We start from the raw sequence: 18,420 nt of genomic DNA on the forward strand, positions 1-18,420 counted from the left end.
GTCCTCCCGTCGCCACAAGCGCACGATTGATGACGTGCGGCTCCTTGCTGGCCTAACACGTTTCCGCTGGCCGGCTATCCTAGGGCAGAGGTGTGATCAATGTGGGGAGTTCATGGAAAGGTAGTCGCATCGATAGCGTGGAAAGTGGGATGCGTTGACATTGATCTTTCTTAATTACCGTCAAGAAGGCGGAGCTTACGCAGCGGCTCTGCTTGATGATTTATTGATCAGACGTTTCGGCGAAGGACAGGTCTTCCGTGCCGCCAGGTCGATCTGTCCGGGATCGGACTACGCGGACGCCATTCTTCGAGCTGTGGCCGAGTGTGAAGTCATGCTTGCAGTCATAGATGAAGGATGGGCAGCGAGTATGAAGCGCCAATTCGACGAGGGGGTCGATGGGAGCGGCTGGGTCCTGCGGGAGCTTGGGGAGGCGTTCAGATACGAGAAGAAGGTAATCCCCATACTGCTTTCTGGGGTTGAACGCTTGAGTGCAGAGGGCTCGCTTGAAGTGCCTAACGAGATGTCGAGACTGCAATATTTGAGGTTCGACTATCGAAACATTCGACAGGATGTTAATTTCATTGCAGAGCAGCTTGTTAAGGTGTGTCCGCACATCCAAAGTGTTCGCGGAGAAGAGTCGCGCCGCAAGGGCTTGCTCGGTAAGGCAGTTGACGCGTTGCTTCGATGAAGTTGCCACTGCGAGCTACGACGGCCTCCCGTACTCGGACCGCCTCGTTCGGCACCAGACCCCCTTCCTTGGATGTCGACTGGTCACCTTGAGAGACGGCACCCAGCCCTGAGAAGCACACGGCTGAGGACCGCCTTCCCTTGCGGAGAAGACGGTCCTCAGTTGCGAATGAGATGAGGCTGGGCTAGGCGGCAGACGTCCGGTGCAACCTCCTGTGCCCCGGGCCAGCGCGCTCCAGCCCCACTGTCCTCAGGTCGACTTACAGGTCGAAGTACAGCTCGAACTCGTGCGGGTGCGGCCGGAGCTGGATCGGGGCGATTTCCTGGGTGCGCTTGTAGTCGATCCAGGTCTCGATCAGGTCCGCCGTGAAGACGCCGCCCTGTTGCAGGTACTCGTTGTCGGCCTCGAGGGCGTCCAGGACGGCCGGCAGGGAGGTGGGGACCTGGGGGACGCCCGCGTGCTCCTCGGGGGCCAGCTCGTAGAGGTCCTTGTCGATCGGCTCGGCCGGCTCGATCTTGTTCTTCACGCCGTCCAGGCCCGCGAGGAGGAGCGCCGAGAACGCCAGGTACGGGTTGGAGGACGGGTCCGGGGCGCGGAACTCGACGCGCTTGGCCTTCGGGTTGGAGCCCGTGATCGGGATGCGCATGGCGGCGGAGCGGTTGCGCTGCGAGTAGACCAGGTTGACCGGGGCCTCGAAGCCGGGGACCAGGCGGTGGTAGGAGTTCACCGTCGGGTTGGTGAAGGCCAGCAGCGACGGGGCGTGCTTGAGGATGCCGCCGATGTAGTAGCGGGCGGTGTCCGAGAGGCCCGCGTAACCCTGCTCGTCGTAGAAGAGGGGCTCGCCGCCCGTCCACAGCGACTGGTGGACGTGCATGCCGGAGCCGTTGTCGCCGAAGATCGGCTTGGGCATGAAGGTGGCGGTCTTGCCGTTGCGCCAGGCGACGTTCTTCACGATGTACTTGAAGAGCATCAGGTCGTCGGCCGCGGCCAGCAGCGTGTTGAACTTGTAGTTGATCTCGGCCTGGCCGGCGGTGCCGACCTCGTGGTGCTGGCGCTCGACCTGGAGGCCGGCCCGCTCCAGCTCAAGGGAGATCTCAGCGCGCAGGTCGGCGAAGTGGTCCACCGGCGGGGCCGGGAAGTAGCCGCCCTTGTAGCGCACCTTGTAGCCGCGGTTGTTCTCCACCGCGCCGGTGTTCCAGGCGCCGGCCTCGGAGTCGATGTGGTAGAAGGACTCGTTCGCGGTGGTGTTGAAGCGCACGTTGTCGAAGACGTAGAACTCGGCCTCGGGGCCGAAGAACGCGGTGTCCGCGATGCCGGTGGAGGCCAGGTACGCCTCGGCCTTCTTGGCGATGTTGCGCGGGTCGCGGCTGTACTGCTCGCCCGTGATCGGGTCGTGGATGAAGAAGTTGATGTTGAGCGTCTTGTCCCGGCGGAACGGGTCGACGCGCGCCGTGCTCAGGTCCGCGCGCAGCGCCATGTCGGACTCGTGGATCGCCTGGAAGCCGCGGATCGAGGAACCGTCGAAGGCGAGCTCTTCGGAGGGGTCGAACACCGCCGCCGGGATGGTGAAGTGCTGCATCACGCCAGGCAGGTCGCAGAAGCGGACGTCCACGAACTTGACGTCCTCATCCGCGATGAACTTCTTGGCGTCGTCGCCGTTCTGGAACATCCCACTCCTCCTAGCCCGGCCGGGAGCGGTCGGGGTTGCTTCGATAGCGCTGACCTGTGCGGTGGCGGTGGCGCCGGGCCCGACCATAGGTAGCCGGGATTTCCCGAGCATGACCCATTTGTTTCGCTCAGGTTAACCGGTACGCGGGGTCGGAACGCGTGCCCCGCGCGCCACCCGTGGCCGGCCACCGCCCCTCGGCGGGCCGTTCCCGGCCCCCGAGGGGCCGGAACGGGGCGTCACCGCAGTACCGTGGTGGGGTGGATAACAGGCAAGTAATTGGCTCGTGGCTCTCCGGGCCCCGCGCGGCGGCCGAGGAGATGGGCGTCGACTTCGGCTACCGGGGTGAACGGCTCGGCCTGCCCCGCGACGGACGGGGCGCCGTCGCCCCGCCCGGCCGGCGCATGCTCGCCCTCCTCGTCGACTGGGGGCTGTGTCTCCTCATCGCGTACGGGCTGATCGCCGACCGCGACGCGGCGTCGGCCGGGAACTGGGCGCTGCCCGTCTTCCTGGTGATGTCCCTGCTCACCGTGGGCACGCTGGGCTGCACGCCGGGCAAGATGCTGCTGCGCATCCGCGTCGTCGACCTGAGCGGCAACCGGCTCTCGCTGCCGCGTACCCTGCTGCGCTGCGTCCTGCTCAGCCTGGTCGTCCCGGCCGTCATCTGGGACCGCGACTCCCGTGGCCTGCACGACCGGGCCGCGGGCGCCGTCCAGGTCCGCCTGTAGTTCGCGCGGCGCCGGCGCCCGGCGCCCGGTCCTTGAGGTCCGGCGCGGCACCCGTGGCCCCCTACGGGTTGACCGTTGCCGCCCGCCAGACTTCGCGTACCGGCGCGGCTACGGAGTCCTGCCGCGCCCGCGCGCCCGTGTCCGCGTACGGCCCCACGGGACCGGCGCGCGGCCCGTTCGCCTCGCTCCGCTCGCGCGCCCCTGACGGCCTCATCGGCCCGCCGGGGGCGCGTTTCGCTGTCGTACGGCGGGCGTGACGGCGGGCGCACGCGGGCCCGCGCTCAGGGCGCCGCGTACGCGCCCGTACGCACGAAGGGCGGCCCGAACGGAGATGTTCGGGCCGCCCTTCGTGGGAGGCTCTGGGGCGCGCCGCGCCGGTGGTGGGGGACTAGCGACCCTTCGGCATGCGCAGGTTCTTCGGCATGGGGCCCTTGGGGATCGGCATGTTGCTCATCAGGTCACCGAGCGCCCTGAGGCGGTCGTTGACCGCGGTGACCTGCGCGCCGGGGAGCACCCGCGGCAGCTTCAGCAGCTTGGTCCGGAGCTTGCTGATCGGAACCTCGCCCTCGCCGTTGCCGACCATCACGTCGTGCACCGGCACGTCGGCCACGATGCGGGCCATGCGCTTCTTCTCGGCCGCCAGCATCGACCGCAGCCGGTTCGGGTTGCCCTCGGCGACCAGCACGATGCCGGCCTTGCCGACGGCGCGGTGGATGACGTCCTGGTTGCGGTTCATGGCCACGGCCGGCGTCACCGACCAGCCACGGCCCACGTTCTCCAGTACGGCGGCCGCCGCGCCCGGCTGGCCCTCCATCTGCCCGAAGGCCGCGCGCTCCGCCCGTCGGCCGAAGATGATGGCCATCGCGAGGAAGGCCAGCACGAAGCCCAGGATGCCCAACAGGATCGGATGGTCGATCCACAGGCCGATCGCGAGGAAGACACCGAACGTGATGATGCCCACAGCCGCGACGACAAGACCGACCTTCGAGTCGACCTTCTTGGTCATCTTGTAGGTCAGGGCGATCTGTTTCAGCCGCCCGGGGTTCTCGGATGTTTCCTTCCTCGCCATGTACCGCAGTTTACGTCGCCTGCGGCGTGCGGGTCGCCACGGCCTCCAGCACGTGTTCGGCCTCGTGACGGGCCTTGGCGCGACGCCGGTCCTCCAGGACCGCCGTCCACGCGTTGCGGCGCGCGGTGCGCTGCCCGGCACCGAGCAGCAGGCCCTCGATCGCGCGCAGGGCCACGGCGACGGACGGGCGCACGGAGGGGCGGGTGGCGGGGCGGGCGGGCGCGGCCGGCATGGTGGCGGTCTCCTCGGGCGAATCGCGGGTACGCGTGGATGGGCTGTGCCGGGGTGTCGCTACGTCTCCATGGTCGCCCTCCGGCGTGAGCCGGGGGTGACGGCGCGGTCAAACCTGGGTTACGTGCCGAGCCCCGGCGAACGCCGGCGCGGCCCGCACGGACCGCGCGGTGTCGCGGGTGGTGCGGGCCGCGCGGGGCGTGCCGAAGGTGCTCACGGCCGGGGGCGAGGCGGCGGTGCCTCGTCTGACCGGTGGGATCAGGCGGTCTTGGCGGGGACCGCCGCGTTACGCCGCTCGATGGCCTGCTGGTAGAGCCGGCCCGCGCGGTAGGAGGAGCGGACCAGCGGGCCCGACATGACGCCGGCGTAGCCGATCTCCTCCGCCTCCTCCTGCAGCTCCACGAACTCCTGCGGCTTCACCCAGCGCTCGACGGGGTGGTGGCGGGGGGTGGGGCGCAGGTACTGCGTGATGGTGATCAGCTCGCAGCCCGCCTCGTACAGGTCGTGCAGCGCCTCGCTGATCTCCGCGCGCTCCTCGCCCATGCCCAGGATCAGGTTGGACTTGGTGACCAGGCCGGCCTCGCGGGCCTTGGTGATGACCTCAAGAGAGCGCTCGTAGCGGAAGCCGGGGCGGATGCGCCGGAAGATGCGGGGCACCGTCTCGACGTTGTGGGCGAGCACCTCGGGCCGGGAGGAGAAGACCTCGGCGAGGGCGGCGGGCTCGGCGTTGAAGTCCGGGATGAGGAGTTCGACGCCGGTGTCCGGCATCGCCGCGTGGATCTGGCGCACGGTCTCCGCGTACAGCCAGGCGCCGCCGTCCTCCAGGTCGTCGCGGGCGACGCCGGTGATGGTGGCGTAGCGCAGCTCCATCTGCTGTACGGACTCCGCGACCCGGCGGGGCTCGTCGCGGTCGAGCGCCTGCGGCTTGCCGGTGTCGATCTGGCAGAAGTCACAGCGCCGGGTGCACTGGTCGCCGCCGATCAGGAACGTCGCCTCGCGGTCCTCCCAGCACTCGAAGATGTTGGGACAGCCAGCCTCCTGGCACACCGTGTGCAGGCCCTCGGTCTTGACCAGCTTCTGCAACTGGTTGTACTCGGGACCCATCTTCGCCCGGGTCTTGATCCACTCGGGCTTGCGCTCGATGGGGGTCTGGCTGTTCCGGACCTCCAGGCGCAACATCTTGCGTCCATCGGGTGCGACTGCGGACACGTCCGGCACTCCACTTCGCTTGGCGCGGCTTTCGAATCTTCGGCGAACACCAGGGTACGCCCGTATATCGCGTGCTCTTCTGTCGAGACCAACCCGCGAGCTGCGGGGTGCATTCCTCAGACAGCGCGGGGCAGCGGCACGCTTTCGGCCAGCACGTCCGCCAGGTGCCGCTCGACCAGCGGGAGCACCTCAAGGACGGTCACGTCGCGCCCCAGCTCGTGGGAGAGGGAGGTCACGCCGGCGTCGCGGATGCCGCACGGCACGATGCGGTCGAACGACGTGTTGTCCGGGTTGCAGTTCAGCGAGAAGCCGTGCATGGTCACGCCCTTGGCGATGCGTACGCCGATGGCGGCCAGCTTGCGGTCCTCGCGGCGCTGGCCCGCGTTGGAGGGGGCGTACTCCGGGCCGTTGAGCCGGGCGTCGAACTCCTCGTCGGTCAGTCGCGGGTCGAAGTCCAGGTCGAGGCCGCCGATGGCCGGGCGCTGCTCGACCGGGTCGCCGAGCACCCACACGCCGCTGCGCCCCTCGACGCGGGTGGTCTCCACGCCCAGCTCCGCGCAGGTGCGCAGCAGCGCCTCCTCCAGCCGCCGTACGTGGGCGATCACGTCCACCGGGCGCGGCAGCTTCAGGATGGGGTAGCCGACGAGTTGTCCGGGGCCGTGCCAGGTGATCTTGCCGCCGCGGTCCACGTCCACCACGGGGGTGCCGTCCAGGGGGCGTTCGTTGTCGGCCGTGCGCCGTCCCGCGGTGTAGACCTCGGGGTGCTCAAGGAGCAGGCAGGTGTCCGGGATCTCGTCGGCGAAGCGTGCCGAGTGCACCCGGCGCTGCTCTTGCCAAGCCTCCTGGTACTCGACCGCGTCCGCGCCGAATCCCAGGTGGACGAAGCGCAGCTCGCTCTGATCTCCGTGTGGCTGGGGAAGCCCCATGGCAGCTCCTTCGAACAAACTCGCAACCGTTTCGCCTCCGCCACTGTACGGCGGTGCCGCGACCTGCCGGCACGCGGCCGTCGGACGCGCCCGCCCGGCGCGGGGCGTGGGGCGCGCGACCCCGCCCGCGCCGGCCTGCCGCGCGGCGCCCGGGAGCCGACCGGCGCGCGCGATGGGGGCGGCCAAGGGAGCGCCAGGAGGCGGGCCGGAGGGCGGGCGGGGGGCGGCCCGCGCGGCGGGCGGGACCGGGGCACGCCGGCGTGGGGCGGGGGGAGTGGCGGGGGCGAGTTCGAGCCGTGGCCGGGGCGGTGGTCGGCCGGGTTTCGACCGCGCCCGGGTGGAGGCGGGGGCGAGGCCGTGCCAAAGCCTGAGGTGGGGTCGTTGCCGGACGCGGGAGGCGGGCGGGCCTGCGCCGGAGCGAACGGGCGTGAGCTGGGCGTTACGTATCTCATCGCTTCTCACACGATCGGATGAATGCGGGGCGAAGCTGGCGAGTAGCGCACTGTCAACCGCTAAATTCACGCCGTTCCACAGAGCGATGCGATCAGGGAGACCGGCAGGCTGATGACGGAACGATCCCCGCAGCACACCCCCAACCGTCAGCTCGCCGCGCTTATCGCCGAGGCCGGTTTCTCGCACGCGGGCCTCGCCCGGCGAGTGGACCAGCTCGGGCTTGAGCACGGCCTTGACCTGCGATACGACAAGACGTCGGTAACGCGCTGGCTACGCGGGCAGCAGCCGCGTGGCACGACCCCGGCACTGATCGCCGAGGTCTTCACCCGCCGCCTCGGCAGGCGCCTGTCCGCCCAGGACCTCGGCCTCGACGCGTGCGCCCCGGTCTACGCGGGACTGGAGTTCGCGTCCTCGCCGGAGGAGGCGGTGGACATTGTCAGCGGACTGTGGCGGAAGGACTCCGGCAGCCACAGCGAACTACGGAAGATCGCCTTCACGCCGGCCGGTCTGGTGGTCCCCAGCCGGGACTGGCTGATCGGACGGGCCGACGACCGGGTGGCCCGCGGCGTCCCCGCCCCCACCAGGCCGGGCCAGCCAGGGCCCGAGGGCGCCGGCCGACCCGGCGTCGGCGCACCGCGCGCCGGCGGGCCCACCCCCAGCGGGGTCGGCCGTGGCGGCGCACCGGGCACACCCGGCGGGCCGGGCGCGGGACAGCCGGCGGTCGCCGGCGCCGCGGGCGCCGTGGCGGGCGTCGGCAACGCGCGCGTGCCGCTGCAGAACCGGGTCGCGGTGCCGCGCCAGCGGCTCACCGACCGCACCGACCGGGGCCCGGGCCACCGGGTCACCGCCGGCGACATCGCCGCGCTGCGCTCGGTCGGCGAACTCTTCCGGGCGCTGGACCACGCCTACGGCGGCGGCCACGCCCGGCAGGCGCTGGTGCGCTACCTGGAGCACGAGGGCGAGCCCATGCTGCGCGGCAGCTACGGCGAGACCATCGGGCGCCGCCTGTTCGCCGCCATCGCGGACCTGACCCGGCTGGCCGGCTGGACCTCGTACGACATCGCCGCGCACGGGCTGGCGCAGCGCTACTTCGTGCAGGCCCTGCGGCTGACCCAGGCCGCGGGGGACCGGGCGTACGGCAGCTACGTGCTGGTCACGATGAGCCGGCAGGCCGTCTACCTGGGCCACGGCCGGGAGGCGGTGCAGCTCGCGCGGGTGGCGCAACAGGGCGTGGGCTCCGGGGCGCCGCCGGTGGTGCAGGCGCTGTTGCACGCCGCCGAGGCGCGCGGGCACGCCGTCCTGTCCGAGGCCCGGGCCTGCACGGCGTCGCTGGCGCGGGCGGAACGGGCGCTGGAGACGGCGCGGCCGGGCGACGACGTGCCGTACTGGGCGCGCTTCTTCGACGAGTCGCAGCTCGCCGACGACTTCGGGCACTGCTACCGCGACCTCCAGCAGTACCGCGCCGCCGCCCAGCACGCGGAGCGCTCGCTCCAGCTCCGCGGCGCGGGGTTCGCGCGCAGCCGGGTGTTCTGCCGGGTGGTGCTGGCGACGGCCCGGCTCGGGCTCGGCGAGCTGGAGCAGGCGTGCGCGCTGGGCGCGGAGGCGGCCCAGCAGGCGGCGGAGATGCGCTCGGCGCGCGCGGTGGAGTACGTGCGCGACTTCGAGCGCCGGCTCGAACCGTACCGGGACGCGGCCCCGGTACGCGGGTACCGGGAGCGGGTGGCGGCCCTGGGGTGAGCCGGGACGTCGTGCACGAAGAGGGGCGTCGAACAGGCGTCGTACGGCCGGTTCCGCGTTCGGGTGCGGCGCGGGCGCGAGTGGGAGCGGTTGCACGACCCACCCGGCGCGCGCGTGCCGTACGTGGCTCCCGCGGGCCGGCCGCCGCCTCCCCGGCCGGCCCGCGGGCGGTCAGGCGGCCGCGCTGAGAGGCGTGGCGTCGCAGCCCGGGTTCAGGCCGAAGTCGCGCAGGACTTCCCGGGCCGCGCGGCGCCCGGAGTGCAGCGCGCCCTGGGCCGAACTGGTGTCGCGGTGGTCGCCGCACACGTACAGGCCGTGCAGCAGCCGCACCGGGCGGCGCAGGTCGTGCGGCGCGGGCATGGCCGGCACCGCGTAGGGGTCGGGGAAGGCGGCGAGCAGCCGCCAGTCGCGGGTGGAGGTGGCGTAGACGCGCGCGAGCTGGCCGCGCGCGGCGCGCTCCAGCGTGCCGGCCGGCTCCGTCGCCGCCGCGCCGAGCGCGACCGCCGTGACGAGCGCCTGCCCCGGCCGGCTGCGCGCCGGGTCCACCTCGCTGGCCACCATCGTGTACGCGACGGGGCCGCGCCGGTCGCCGGCCAACACGAGCGCGGGCTCGCGCAACGGCGCGCTCGGCGCCGCGTAGTGCAACACCGTCACCGGGTGGAAGGCCGGCAGGCGCAGCCCGGGCAGCAGGTCGGCCGCGGCCTTGGCGCCGGTGGCCACGACCACCGAACGGCAGCTCAGCTCGCCGTGTTCGGCGGTGGCCACCCGGGTGGTGGAGGTGGAGACGGCGCGTACGCCGGTGCGCACCGTCCCGGGCGGCAGCAGGGCCGCCAGCAGCTCCGGGACCGCGGCGGCGCCGCCCGCGGCCAGCGACAGCCGGCCGCGCGCGTATCCGCGCAGCGCCAGATCGGCGCAGCGGCTTGAGGTGATCAGCTCCGGGTCGGAGAGCAGCGCCGTCAGCAGGGGGCGCAGGAAGCCGTCGATGGTGCGCGAGGGCAGCCCACGGACCGTCAGGGACGCGGCGGTCGGGCGCTCGGGGCGCGCGAGGAGCCGGTGCGTTGGCACCGCCGCGAGCCGGCTGAGGGCGGCGCCGAGCCGGGCTTGGTCGAGCCCGCCGGCGCGCGGCGCGCGGGCCGCCGTCGCCAGCGCGCGCGCCGTGGTGAACGCGCCGCCGGCGCCGCGCGGCTCGCCCATCCGGTGCGTGCGGCCCTCGCCGTGCACCAGCACGCCGGGCGACAGCGGGCGCAGGGGCAGCTCCCCGAGCCCCGGCGTGCGCCGCAGCTCGGGGAAGGAGGTGTTGAGGAACTCGCCGGTGCGGTCGAGCCGGAATCCGTCGATGTCGTCGGTCGTCATGCGCCCGCCGACCCTGGGTTCGGCCTCCAGGACCCGCACCGTCAGCCCGGCGCTGGTCAGTTGGTGAGCCGCGGCGAGGCCGGCCAGACCGGCCCCGACGATGACGACGTCCGTGTGGCGTGCGCTGCCGAGCACGTGCCCCTCCCCGAGGTCGCTGCGATGTATCTGGGGCCTGATGCCCTCAACTGGCTAGGGCGATGCGTGAACCGAACTCGACGGTAGAAAGAAAGCCGGGCGACGGCAGTCGCGCATCGACCGAGCACGGTCGCACGACGGTCGCACGCGCGTCGGGTGGTACCGGCGGGCGGCGCGGGCACCGGTGGTGGGGCCGGGGGCGCGAGGGCGCGCGGGCGTGAGCCCCGCGCCGCCGGCACGCGGCACGCGGCGCACGGCACGGCGGGCGCGGGGAAGCCGGCGGCGCGCGGGTGCCGGCGGCGCGGGGGAGCCGGTGGTGTGGGCGGCGCCGGGCGGGCGGGGTGGTGGCGGTCCGGGTCAGCGTGCGCCGGTGGTGGGCGGGGCCGCGCCGGCGGCCTCCGTCCGCCGCCCCGTGCTCAGGCGGCCCGGATCGCGTCGTCGATGTGTGGGAAGGCGAAGCTGAACCCGGTGTCCAACAGGCGCCGGGGGAGGACGCGTTGGCTGCTCAGAACGTCGGTGGAGAGTTCGCCGAGGGCGAGCCGCAGCGCGGGCCGGGGCACGGCCAGCTTCGCGGGCCGGCGCAGCACGCGCCCCATGGCGGCGGTGACCTCGCGGTTGGTGACCGGCTCGGGCGCGGTGAGGTTCACCGGGCCCGACAGCGACTCGGTCGCGATGACGTGGCGCAGCGCCGCCACCTCGTCCCGCAGGGCGATGAAGCTCCAGTACTGGTCGCCGGTGCCGAGCCGGCCGCCGAGCCCCATCCGGAACAGCGGGAACATCCGCCCCCAGGCTCCGCCGCCGCGCGCCACCACCAGACCGGTGCGGGCGTACACGGTGCGGATGCCGGCCTCGACGGCGGGTTCCGCCGCCTCCTCCCACTCCTGGCACAGGTCGGCCAGGAAGCCGTGCCCGGGCGGGGTGTCCTCGTCCACCGGGCGGTCCCCGGTGTCGCCGTAGACGCCGATGGCGCTGCCCGAGACCAGCACGGCGGGCGGGGTGTCGAGCGACGCGACGGCCTCGGCGATCGCGGCGGTGCCCAGCACCCGGCTGTCCCGCAACTCCCGTTTGCGCGCCGCGCTCCAGCGCCGGTCGCCGATGCCCGCGCCGGCCAGATGGACGACGGCCTCACAGCCGATCAGCCCGCTGGCGTCCACCCACTGCCGGTGTGGATCCCACTCCACCTCGTGGTCGGTGCGTGGGGCACGTCGTACGAGGCGTACGACGTGGTGGCCGTCGCCCCGCAACGCGTGGGCGAGCGCGGAGCCGATGAGGCCGGACGCACCGGTGACTGCAATACGCATGCCCGCCATCCTGCCCCCGATCGGCCCGGCGATGTGCCCGGACAGGCGGGTGGGCGCCGCGCGGCGGTCGGGCCGGGCACATCCGCGAGCGGCCCGGGGGTGCCGGGGGCCGGGGCCCGGTGGCACAGTGATCCACATGTGCGAACCCGCGCCCGCCGCGCCCCCCGGCCGACCCGCCCGTATCCGCCCGCTCCGCACCCGCCGCGCCGGCCAAGCTCACTGTGCCTGGCGCGCCGGCCGAGCCCGCTGTGCCTGGTGTGCCGGCCGAGTCCGCCGTGGCCGTCGCGTCGGCCGAGCCCGTCGCGACGGGTGGGCCGGCGCCCGTGGCGGGTGTGGTGGTGCGGCCCGCGCGGCGGGCCGACGGGGAGGCGCTGGCCGCCATCGACCGGCGCGTGTGGTCCACGGTGCACTCGCCCGCGCCCGCGCCGTCGAGGGACCCGGGCCAGCCGTTCTTCGACGACCAGGGCCCGCCGGCGCAGTACCTGGTGGTCGAGGTGGACGGCCGGGTCGCCGGCTACATCCGGCTGTGCCCGCCGACGCCACTGGCGTCCAACGCCCACGTACGGCAGATCCTGGGGCTCGCCGTCGACGACGGGGCCCGGGGGCGTGGCGCGGCGCGCGCCCTGCTGCGCGCGGCGTGCGCCCAGGCGCGTGCGGAAGGCGCCACGCGGCTCACGCTGCGCGTGCTGGGGCACAACGACGCGGCCCGGAAGCTGTACGCGTCCGAGGGGTTCGCCGTGGAGGGCGTGCTGCCCGGGGAGTTCCTGCTCGCGGGCGCGTACGTGGACGACGTGCTGATGGGGCGCGCCCTGTGAGGCCGGGGCGCGCCCTGTGAGGCGTCGGGCCCGCCCCTCGGGAGGCGGGTCGTAGCTTCGGGGGTCAGCCGCCCGCGCCCCGGAACCGGTCCCACAGCAGCGGGAAGCGGTCCGCGAGCGCCTTGTCGTCGCGCAGCGGGAGGGCGGGGCCGGCCGGCTCGCCCGGCGGCTCGGGAAGGCCGAGGTCGGGCGTTTCGAGGCCGGTGAGCTGCTCGTACGCCTCGTCCGCCGCGTAGCCCAGGTCCTCCGCGTCACCGTCCGCGCGCGGGTCGAAGTCGGCCAGCAGCCGCGCCAGGTCGTCGGGCTCGTGCAGCGCCCCCTCGAAGACCTCCCTGCCCTGCCCGATCAGCCAGCAGCGGAAGTCGTCGAACACGTCCTCGCTCGCGTCGTCCAGCAACACGGTGGCGGCGCCCCACAGGTCCCAGCGGTAGGCGCGGTGGTAGCGCGCCTCAAAGTGGCGCGCGAAGTCGGCCACGGAGTCCGGGTCGAGTCGCAGCAACTGGTCGATGAGCAGGTCCGCCTGGTACTCGGGGTCGCCGTCCGCGGCCTCGCGCGAGGCGTCGATCAGTGCCCAGAACTCCGTCTCGTCCATCACAGGGACCAGCATCGGCCCTGCGCCATGGCCGTGCACGCCGAGCGCCCCGGATGCGGCTGTGTCGTTACCGCGCACGGGGTCGGTCCGTTATTTCCCAGTTCGTACGACCGCCGTGATTCGTCCGACCGCCGCGCGACGGCGTACGCCCGCGAAATCCTCGGCAATCACGACAGGAGATGACTCCTTTCCCCGACACAGTCATCCACGGCAACAACGTTTGGCACCGATGAAGGGACGAGGACACGTGAACACCCAGGGCGGGCGCGCGCTGTCGGACAAGATCGCACTGGTGGCGGGGGCGACCCGTGGCGCGAGCCGGGCGATCGCCATCGCCCTTGGCGAGGCGGGCGCGACCGTGTACGTCACGGGGCGCACCACGCGCGGCGACGACGGCGCCGGGGTCCGGCTGAGCGAGGTGGGCCGGGCGACCGAGACCATCGAGGAGACCGCCGAACTGGTCACGGCGGCCGGCGGCACGGGCATCGCCGTCCGCACCGACCACCTGGAGCCGGAACAGGTACGGGCCCTCGCGCGGCGCGTCGACGACGGGCACGGGCGGCTCGACATCCTCGTCAACGGCGTCTGGGGCGGCGACCGGCTGATCGAGTTCGACACCAAGGCGTGGGAGGTGGACCTCGACAAGGGGCTGCGGATGCTGCGGCTCGGCATCGACTCGCACCTGATCACCCTCCACCACCTGCTCCCGCTGCTGATCCGGCGGCCCGGTGGCCTGGTCGTCGAGATGACCGACGGCACCGCCGACTTCAACGCCACCTACCGGGGCAACCTCTTCTTCGACATCGCCAAGAACGTGCCGATCCGGGCCGCGTTCGGGGTCGCGGAGGAGTTGAAGGAGCACGGCGGCACGGCCGTCAGCATGTCGCCCGGCTTCCTGCGGTCGGAGGAGATGCTCGACCACTTCGGGGTCACCGAGGAGAACTGGCGCGACGCCATCGCGCGGGAACCGCACTTCGCCATCGCCGAGTCCCCGGCGCTCATCGGCAAGGCGGTGGCCGCGCTCGCCAGCGACGAGGACCGGGCCCGCTGGAACGGCGCCTCGCTCTCCAGCGGCGAACTGGCCAGGGTCTACGACTTCCGCGACACCGACGGCTCCCAGCCTGACTGCTTCGGCTACTTCCGCGACCTGGTCTTCGGCAAGAAGGAGGGATCGGTCGAGGACTACCGGTAGGGCGCGGCGCGCGCCACGGCGGTGCGCGGTACGCGATGCGGGTGAGCGGGGCGCGGGGGAGCGGGGTGAGCGGCGCGCCGGGCCGGCGTCAGGCGTAGCGCGCCGCCGCCTGGGCCAGGGCCTCGGCCATGCGTGCGCGCAGCGCGGGGGGCTCGACGACCTCGCACTCCGGGCCGAGCCCGAGGAGCTGCTCGTAGGCGACGTCCAGCGTCTCGACGGGCAGGGTGACCGTGATCCAACCTCGCGGGTCGGGGTCGGCCGCCGCGGCGATCGACTCCCGGGCCGTGCCAGCGTCCGTACGGAGCGGCAGCAGCCGGACGCCGCGCTCCGACAGGCGGAGCACGACCTCCGCGCGCAGGATCGAGCGCAGGAACTCCGCCGCGCGGTCCGCCCAGAAGGCGGGCAGCTCGAAGGAGGCGTCGCGCTCGAACCGCTCTCCGGACGGCTCGACGGCCGTGAACCGGTCGACGCGGTAGACCCGCCACGAGGCGTCCGCGCGCGCCGCCAGATACCAGACCCCCGCCTTGAGCACGAGCCCGTACGGCTCCAGCTCGCGCTCCACCTCGCCGCCGCTCCGGCGGTAGCGGCCGGTGAGCCGTCGGTCGTCCCACACCGCGTCGGCGATCACCGGGAGCAGCTCGGGGGTGCTCGGCGCGTGGTACCAGGCCGGGGCGTCCAGGTGGAAGCGCTGGGCCGCGCCGTCCGCCGCGTCGCTCAGCTCGGGCAGCAGGGCGGCCGACACCTTCAGCCGGGCCGCGGAGGCGGCGTCCGCGAGGCCCATCTCGCGCAGCGCCGACGGCACCCCGGACAGGAAGAGTGCCTCCGCCTCCGTGCGGCCGAGGCCGGTCAGCCGGGTGCGGTAGCCGCCGATGAGGCGGTACCCGCCGGCCCGGCCCCGGTCCGCGTAGATCGGGACGCCGGCCTCGGAGAGGGCCAGTACGTCCCTGGCCACCGTCCGCTCCGAAACCTCCAACTCCTCCGCCAGCTCCGCCCCCGTCATCTGGGCCCGGGATTGGAGCAGCAACACCATCTTGATCAGTCGGGCCGCGCGCATGGGCTCATGATGCACGCGGCCACTGACAGTCGCGGTCGTCGCGTCCCGCCGGCCCGGGGGAGCGGGCCGGTGGGACGTGACCGATAGGGGAGCGGGCTGGCCCGAGCGCGGTCCGTACGGGAGGGCCGCCCCGGGCACGGGTTACCCGGGGACGGCCACCGGGAGGGCGGGTGGGCCGGTGGCGCGGGCCGGCCCGCCCGTCGCGAAGCGTCAGAGCCCGTACCGCTCCACGGCCTCGCGGACCGTCTCCGGCTTGACCTCCCCGCGCTTGGCCAGCGCGGCGAGCGCCGCCACGGTCACGGACTGGGGGTCGACGCCGAAGTGGCGGCGGACGGCCTCGCGGGTGTCGGAGAGGCCGAAGCCGTCCGTGCCGATCGAGGTCCAGTCCTGCTCCACCCAGGGCGCTATCTGGTCGGGAACCGACCGCATCCAGTCGCTGACGGCGAGGACCGGGCCCGGTGCGCCGGCCAGGGCACGGGTGACGTACGGGACCCGATCCTCGCCCTTGAGCTGCGCCGCATCGCAGGACAGGGCGTCGCGGCGCAACTCGGTCCATGAGGGTGCCGACCACACGTCGGCGGCGACTCCCCAGTCATCGGCCAGCAACCGCTGGGCGTCCAGGGCCCAGTGGATGGCCGTACCGGAGGCCAGGAGTTGCAGGCGCGGCGGGCCACCACCGTCGGTGGTGGGCGCGCCGGTGCTTGCCGCGGCCGATGCCGCCGCGGCCTGTTCGTCGGCCGGCCGGTAGCGGTAGAGGCCCTTGATGATGCCCTCCTCGACGCCCTCGGGCATCGGCGGCTGCACCTTGGTCTCGTTGTAGACCGTCAGGTAGTAGAAGACGTCGGGGTCCTCGCCCGCCTCGGGGCGGTACATCCGACGCAGCCCCTCCTTGACGATCACCGCCACCTCGTAGGCGAACGCCGGGTCGTACGAGATCGCCGCCGGGTTGGTGGAGGCGATCAGGTGCGAGTGGCCGTCCGCGTGCTGGAGTCCCTCGCCGGTCATCGTGGTGCGGCCGGCGGTGGCGCCGATGACGAAGCCGCGGCCCAACTGGTCGGCCAGCGCCCAGAACTGGTCCGCCGTGCGCTGCCAGCCGAACATCGAGTAGAAGATGTAGAACGGGATCATCGGCTCGGCGTGCGTGGCGTACGACGTCGCCGCCGCGGTGAAGTCGGCCAGCGAACCCGCCTCGGTGATGCCCTCGTTGAGGATCTGACCGTTCTTGGCCTCCTTGTAGTACAGGAGCTGATCGCGGTCGACCGGGTCGTACGTCTGACCGACCGGCGAGTAGATCCCGGCCGACGGGAACAGCGACTCCATGCCGAAGGTGCGCGCCTCGTCCGGCACGATCGGCACCCAGCGGTGGCCGGTCTCCTTGTCCCGCATGAGGTCCTTGACCAGCCGGACGAACGCCATCGTGGTGGCGATCTCCTGGGTGCCCGAGCCCTTGTACAGCGCCTCGAACGGCTTCTGCGCGGGGGCCGGCAGGGGCCTCGCGACCACCTTCCGGGCCGGGGCGGGGCCGCCGAGCGCGGCGCGGCGCTCGTGCAGGTAGCGCACCTCGGGGGAGTCCTGACCGGGGTGCCAGTACGGCACGAGGTCGCCGCTCAGCGCGCTGTCCGGGATGGGCAGCTCCAGCAGGTCCCGCATGGCGCGGAACTCCTTGCCCGTGAGCTTCTTCATCTGGTGGTTGGCGTTGCGGGACTCGAAGCCCGGGCCGAGGGTGTACCCCTTGACGGTCTGCGCCAGGATCACCGTCGGGGCCCCACGGTGCTCGACGGCCGCCCGGTAGGCGGCGTACACCTTGCGCGGCTCGTGCCCGGCGCGCGAGGTCTGGAACAGCTCCAGCAGCTTGGCGTCGGTCAGCTCGCGGCCGAGCGCGGCGAGCGCGGGCTCGCCGCCGAAGAAGTGCTCGCGCACATAGCCCGCGTCACGCGTCGCGTACGTCTGGAACTGGGCGTCCGGCACCTCGCGCAGCCTGCGGAGCAGCGCGCCCTCGGTGTCCCGCGCCAGCACCTCGTCCCACGCGGCGCCCCACAGCGCCTTGACGACGTTCCACCCGGCGGCGCGGAACTGCGCCTCGAGCTCCTGCACGATCTTGAAGTTGGGCCGTACCGGGCCGTCGAGGCGCTGGAGGTTGCAGTTGATGACGAAGGTGAGGTTGTCCAGCCCCTCCCGGCCGGCCAGCGCGAGGGCGGCGGTCGACTCGGGCTCGTCCATCTCGCCGTCGCCGAGGAAGGCCCACACCCGGGAGCCGGAGGTGTCCTTGATGCCCCGGTGCTCCAGGTACCGGTTGAACCGAGCCTGGTAGATCGCCGAGAGCGGGCCGAGGCCCATCGAGACCGTGGGGAACTCCCACAGCCAGGGCAGCCGGCGCGGGTGCGGGTAGGACGGCAGCCCGCCCGCGTTGCCCGCCGCCTCCTGCCGGAACCGGTCGAGCTGCGCCTCGCCGAGCCGGCCGTCGAGGAACGCGCGGGCGTAGATGCCGGGCGACGCGTGGCCCTGCAGGTAGAGCTGGTCGCCGGACTGGTCGCCCTCCTTGCCGCGGAAGAAGTGCTGGAAGCCGGTTTCGTACAGCCAGGCGGCGGAGGCGAAGGTGGCGATGTGCCCACCGAGGCCGAACCGCGCGCCGCGGGTGACCATCGCGGCGGCGTTCCACCGGTTCCACGCCGTGATCCGGGCCTCCAGCGCCTCGTCGCCCGGATAGGCGGGCTCGGCGGCGGTGGGGATCGTGTTGACGTAGTCGGTCTCCTGGAGCGGGGCCAGGTCCAGGCCTCGCGGGGCGTCCGGGCGCGCGGCGTGCTCCAGGGTGCGGCGCAGCAGGTACGCGGCCCGGTGCGGGCCCGCCGCCTTGGTCACGGCGTCGAGCGACTCGCGCCACTCCGCCGTCTCCTGCGGGTCCCGGTCCGGGAGCTGGTCGAGCTGGCTGTACGGCGGGCGTACGGCGTCGGGCATGGGTGGCCCCTTTCCGGACGAGTGAAGGCAAGAGCGGCAGGCAGGGGTCGCACCCCGCGTTCGACGATACGTCTGTGATCGATGATCGATCAATGGTTCTCGGGCGAAAGCGCAAAAGTCGGCACGCGGTGTCGCCAACGCCGGCACTGCGTGCCGCAACTGCGCGGTGGCGAAACGCCGTTCGCGCTCTCGGCGAAGGCCCCGGGGAGGGCCAGCGGGCGCCGCGCGGGACCCCGCCGGGCGCGCCCCCGCGCCGGGCCGCCGCGCCGCGTACCGCGCCCCGCACCACGCGCCGTACCGCCGGCCGGTGCCCGGC

The 18,420-nt window shown here is 73.1% G+C and carries 15 protein-coding genes; 5 read left to right on the forward strand and 10 right to left on the reverse strand.

The genetic code is table 11. The features are described from left to right. Positions 1–154 precede the first annotated feature (154 nt). A complete protein-coding gene (locus OYE22_RS25780; RefSeq protein ID WP_277322616.1) occupies positions 155–688 on the forward strand; it encodes a toll/interleukin-1 receptor domain-containing protein in 534 nt (177 codons plus the stop codon). A 259-nt stretch (positions 689–947) separates the two neighbouring features. Here OYE22_RS25780 and glnA read toward each other — a convergent pair whose 3' ends face one another. Next, positions 948–2,357, reverse strand: coding sequence for a type I glutamate--ammonia ligase (gene glnA, locus OYE22_RS25785; RefSeq protein WP_277322617.1), 1,410 nt, complete (start codon positions 2,355–2,357; stop codon positions 948–950). 257 nt (positions 2,358–2,614) lie between these two features. Between glnA and OYE22_RS25790 the strand changes: the two genes are divergently transcribed. After that, complete coding sequence (locus OYE22_RS25790; RefSeq protein ID WP_277322618.1) at positions 2,615–3,082, forward strand: RDD family protein; 468 nt, start codon at positions 2,615–2,617, stop codon at positions 3,080–3,082. A 388-nt stretch (positions 3,083–3,470) separates the two neighbouring features. Here OYE22_RS25790 and OYE22_RS25795 read toward each other — a convergent pair whose 3' ends face one another. The 4 genes from OYE22_RS25795 to lipB form a co-directional block, all read right to left on the reverse strand. Then, positions 3,471–4,151, reverse strand: a complete 681-nt coding sequence (locus OYE22_RS25795; RefSeq protein ID WP_277322619.1) for a DUF4191 domain-containing protein — start codon at positions 4,149–4,151, stop codon at positions 3,471–3,473. Between the two features lie 10 nt (positions 4,152–4,161). Further along, positions 4,162–4,383: a hypothetical protein gene (locus OYE22_RS25800; protein WP_277322620.1), complete on the reverse strand. Its 222-nt coding sequence runs from the start codon at positions 4,381–4,383 to the stop codon at positions 4,162–4,164. Positions 4,384–4,640: 257 nt separating this feature from the next. Beyond that, positions 4,641–5,591: a lipoyl synthase gene (gene lipA / locus OYE22_RS25805; RefSeq protein WP_187061246.1), complete on the reverse strand. Its 951-nt coding sequence runs from the start codon at positions 5,589–5,591 to the stop codon at positions 4,641–4,643. A gap of 116 nt (positions 5,592–5,707) precedes the next feature. Next, positions 5,708–6,517 (reverse strand): lipoyl(octanoyl) transferase LipB, encoded by an 810-nt coding sequence (gene lipB / locus OYE22_RS25810; protein ID WP_277322621.1) that lies wholly within the window; start codon positions 6,515–6,517, stop codon positions 5,708–5,710. Between the two features lie 564 nt (positions 6,518–7,081). On the opposite strand from lipB, the gene OYE22_RS25815 reads away from it, so the two are divergent. Continuing rightward, a complete protein-coding gene (locus OYE22_RS25815; RefSeq protein WP_277322622.1) occupies positions 7,082–8,707 on the forward strand; it encodes a regulator in 1,626 nt (541 codons plus the stop codon). Positions 8,708–8,878: 171 nt separating this feature from the next. On the opposite strand, the gene OYE22_RS25820 is transcribed toward OYE22_RS25815, so the two are convergent. Continuing rightward, the gene (locus OYE22_RS25820) at positions 8,879–10,195 is read right to left on the reverse strand and encodes an FAD-dependent oxidoreductase (RefSeq protein WP_277322623.1); all 1,317 of its coding nucleotides are present in this window, start codon (positions 10,193–10,195) and stop codon (positions 8,879–8,881) included. Positions 10,196–10,611: 416 nt separating this feature from the next. Continuing rightward, entirely contained in the window at positions 10,612–11,505 is an 894-nt protein-coding gene (locus OYE22_RS25825; RefSeq protein WP_277322624.1) for a TIGR01777 family oxidoreductase, read from the reverse strand. 314 nt (positions 11,506–11,819) lie between these two features. On the opposite strand from OYE22_RS25825, the gene OYE22_RS25830 reads away from it, so the two are divergent. Further along, positions 11,820–12,311: a GNAT family N-acetyltransferase gene (locus tag OYE22_RS25830; RefSeq protein ID WP_277324322.1), complete on the forward strand. Its 492-nt coding sequence runs from the start codon at positions 11,820–11,822 to the stop codon at positions 12,309–12,311. A gap of 64 nt (positions 12,312–12,375) precedes the next feature. On the opposite strand, the gene OYE22_RS25835 is transcribed toward OYE22_RS25830, so the two are convergent. Continuing rightward, positions 12,376–12,903: a DUF4240 domain-containing protein gene (locus OYE22_RS25835; protein ID WP_277324323.1), complete on the reverse strand. Its 528-nt coding sequence runs from the start codon at positions 12,901–12,903 to the stop codon at positions 12,376–12,378. A gap of 229 nt (positions 12,904–13,132) precedes the next feature. Between OYE22_RS25835 and OYE22_RS25840 the strand changes: the two genes are divergently transcribed. Continuing rightward, positions 13,133–14,095: an SDR family oxidoreductase gene (locus tag OYE22_RS25840; protein ID WP_277322625.1), complete on the forward strand. Its 963-nt coding sequence runs from the start codon at positions 13,133–13,135 to the stop codon at positions 14,093–14,095. Positions 14,096–14,183: 88 nt separating this feature from the next. Here OYE22_RS25840 and OYE22_RS25845 read toward each other — a convergent pair whose 3' ends face one another. Next, positions 14,184–15,149 carry a WYL domain-containing protein gene (locus OYE22_RS25845; protein WP_277322626.1) on the reverse strand — a complete coding sequence of 322 codons (966 nt, stop codon included), beginning with the start codon at positions 15,147–15,149 and terminating at the stop codon, positions 14,184–14,186. 210 nt (positions 15,150–15,359) lie between these two features. Continuing rightward, the gene (aceE, locus tag OYE22_RS25850) at positions 15,360–18,104 is read right to left on the reverse strand and encodes a pyruvate dehydrogenase (acetyl-transferring), homodimeric type (RefSeq protein WP_277322627.1); all 2,745 of its coding nucleotides are present in this window, start codon (positions 18,102–18,104) and stop codon (positions 15,360–15,362) included. Between the last annotated feature and the right edge of the window lie 316 nt (positions 18,105–18,420).

The sequence above is a fragment of the Streptomyces sp. 71268 genome, assembly GCF_029392895.1.
In the GTDB taxonomy this organism is placed as follows: domain Bacteria; phylum Actinomycetota; class Actinomycetes; order Streptomycetales; family Streptomycetaceae; genus Streptomyces.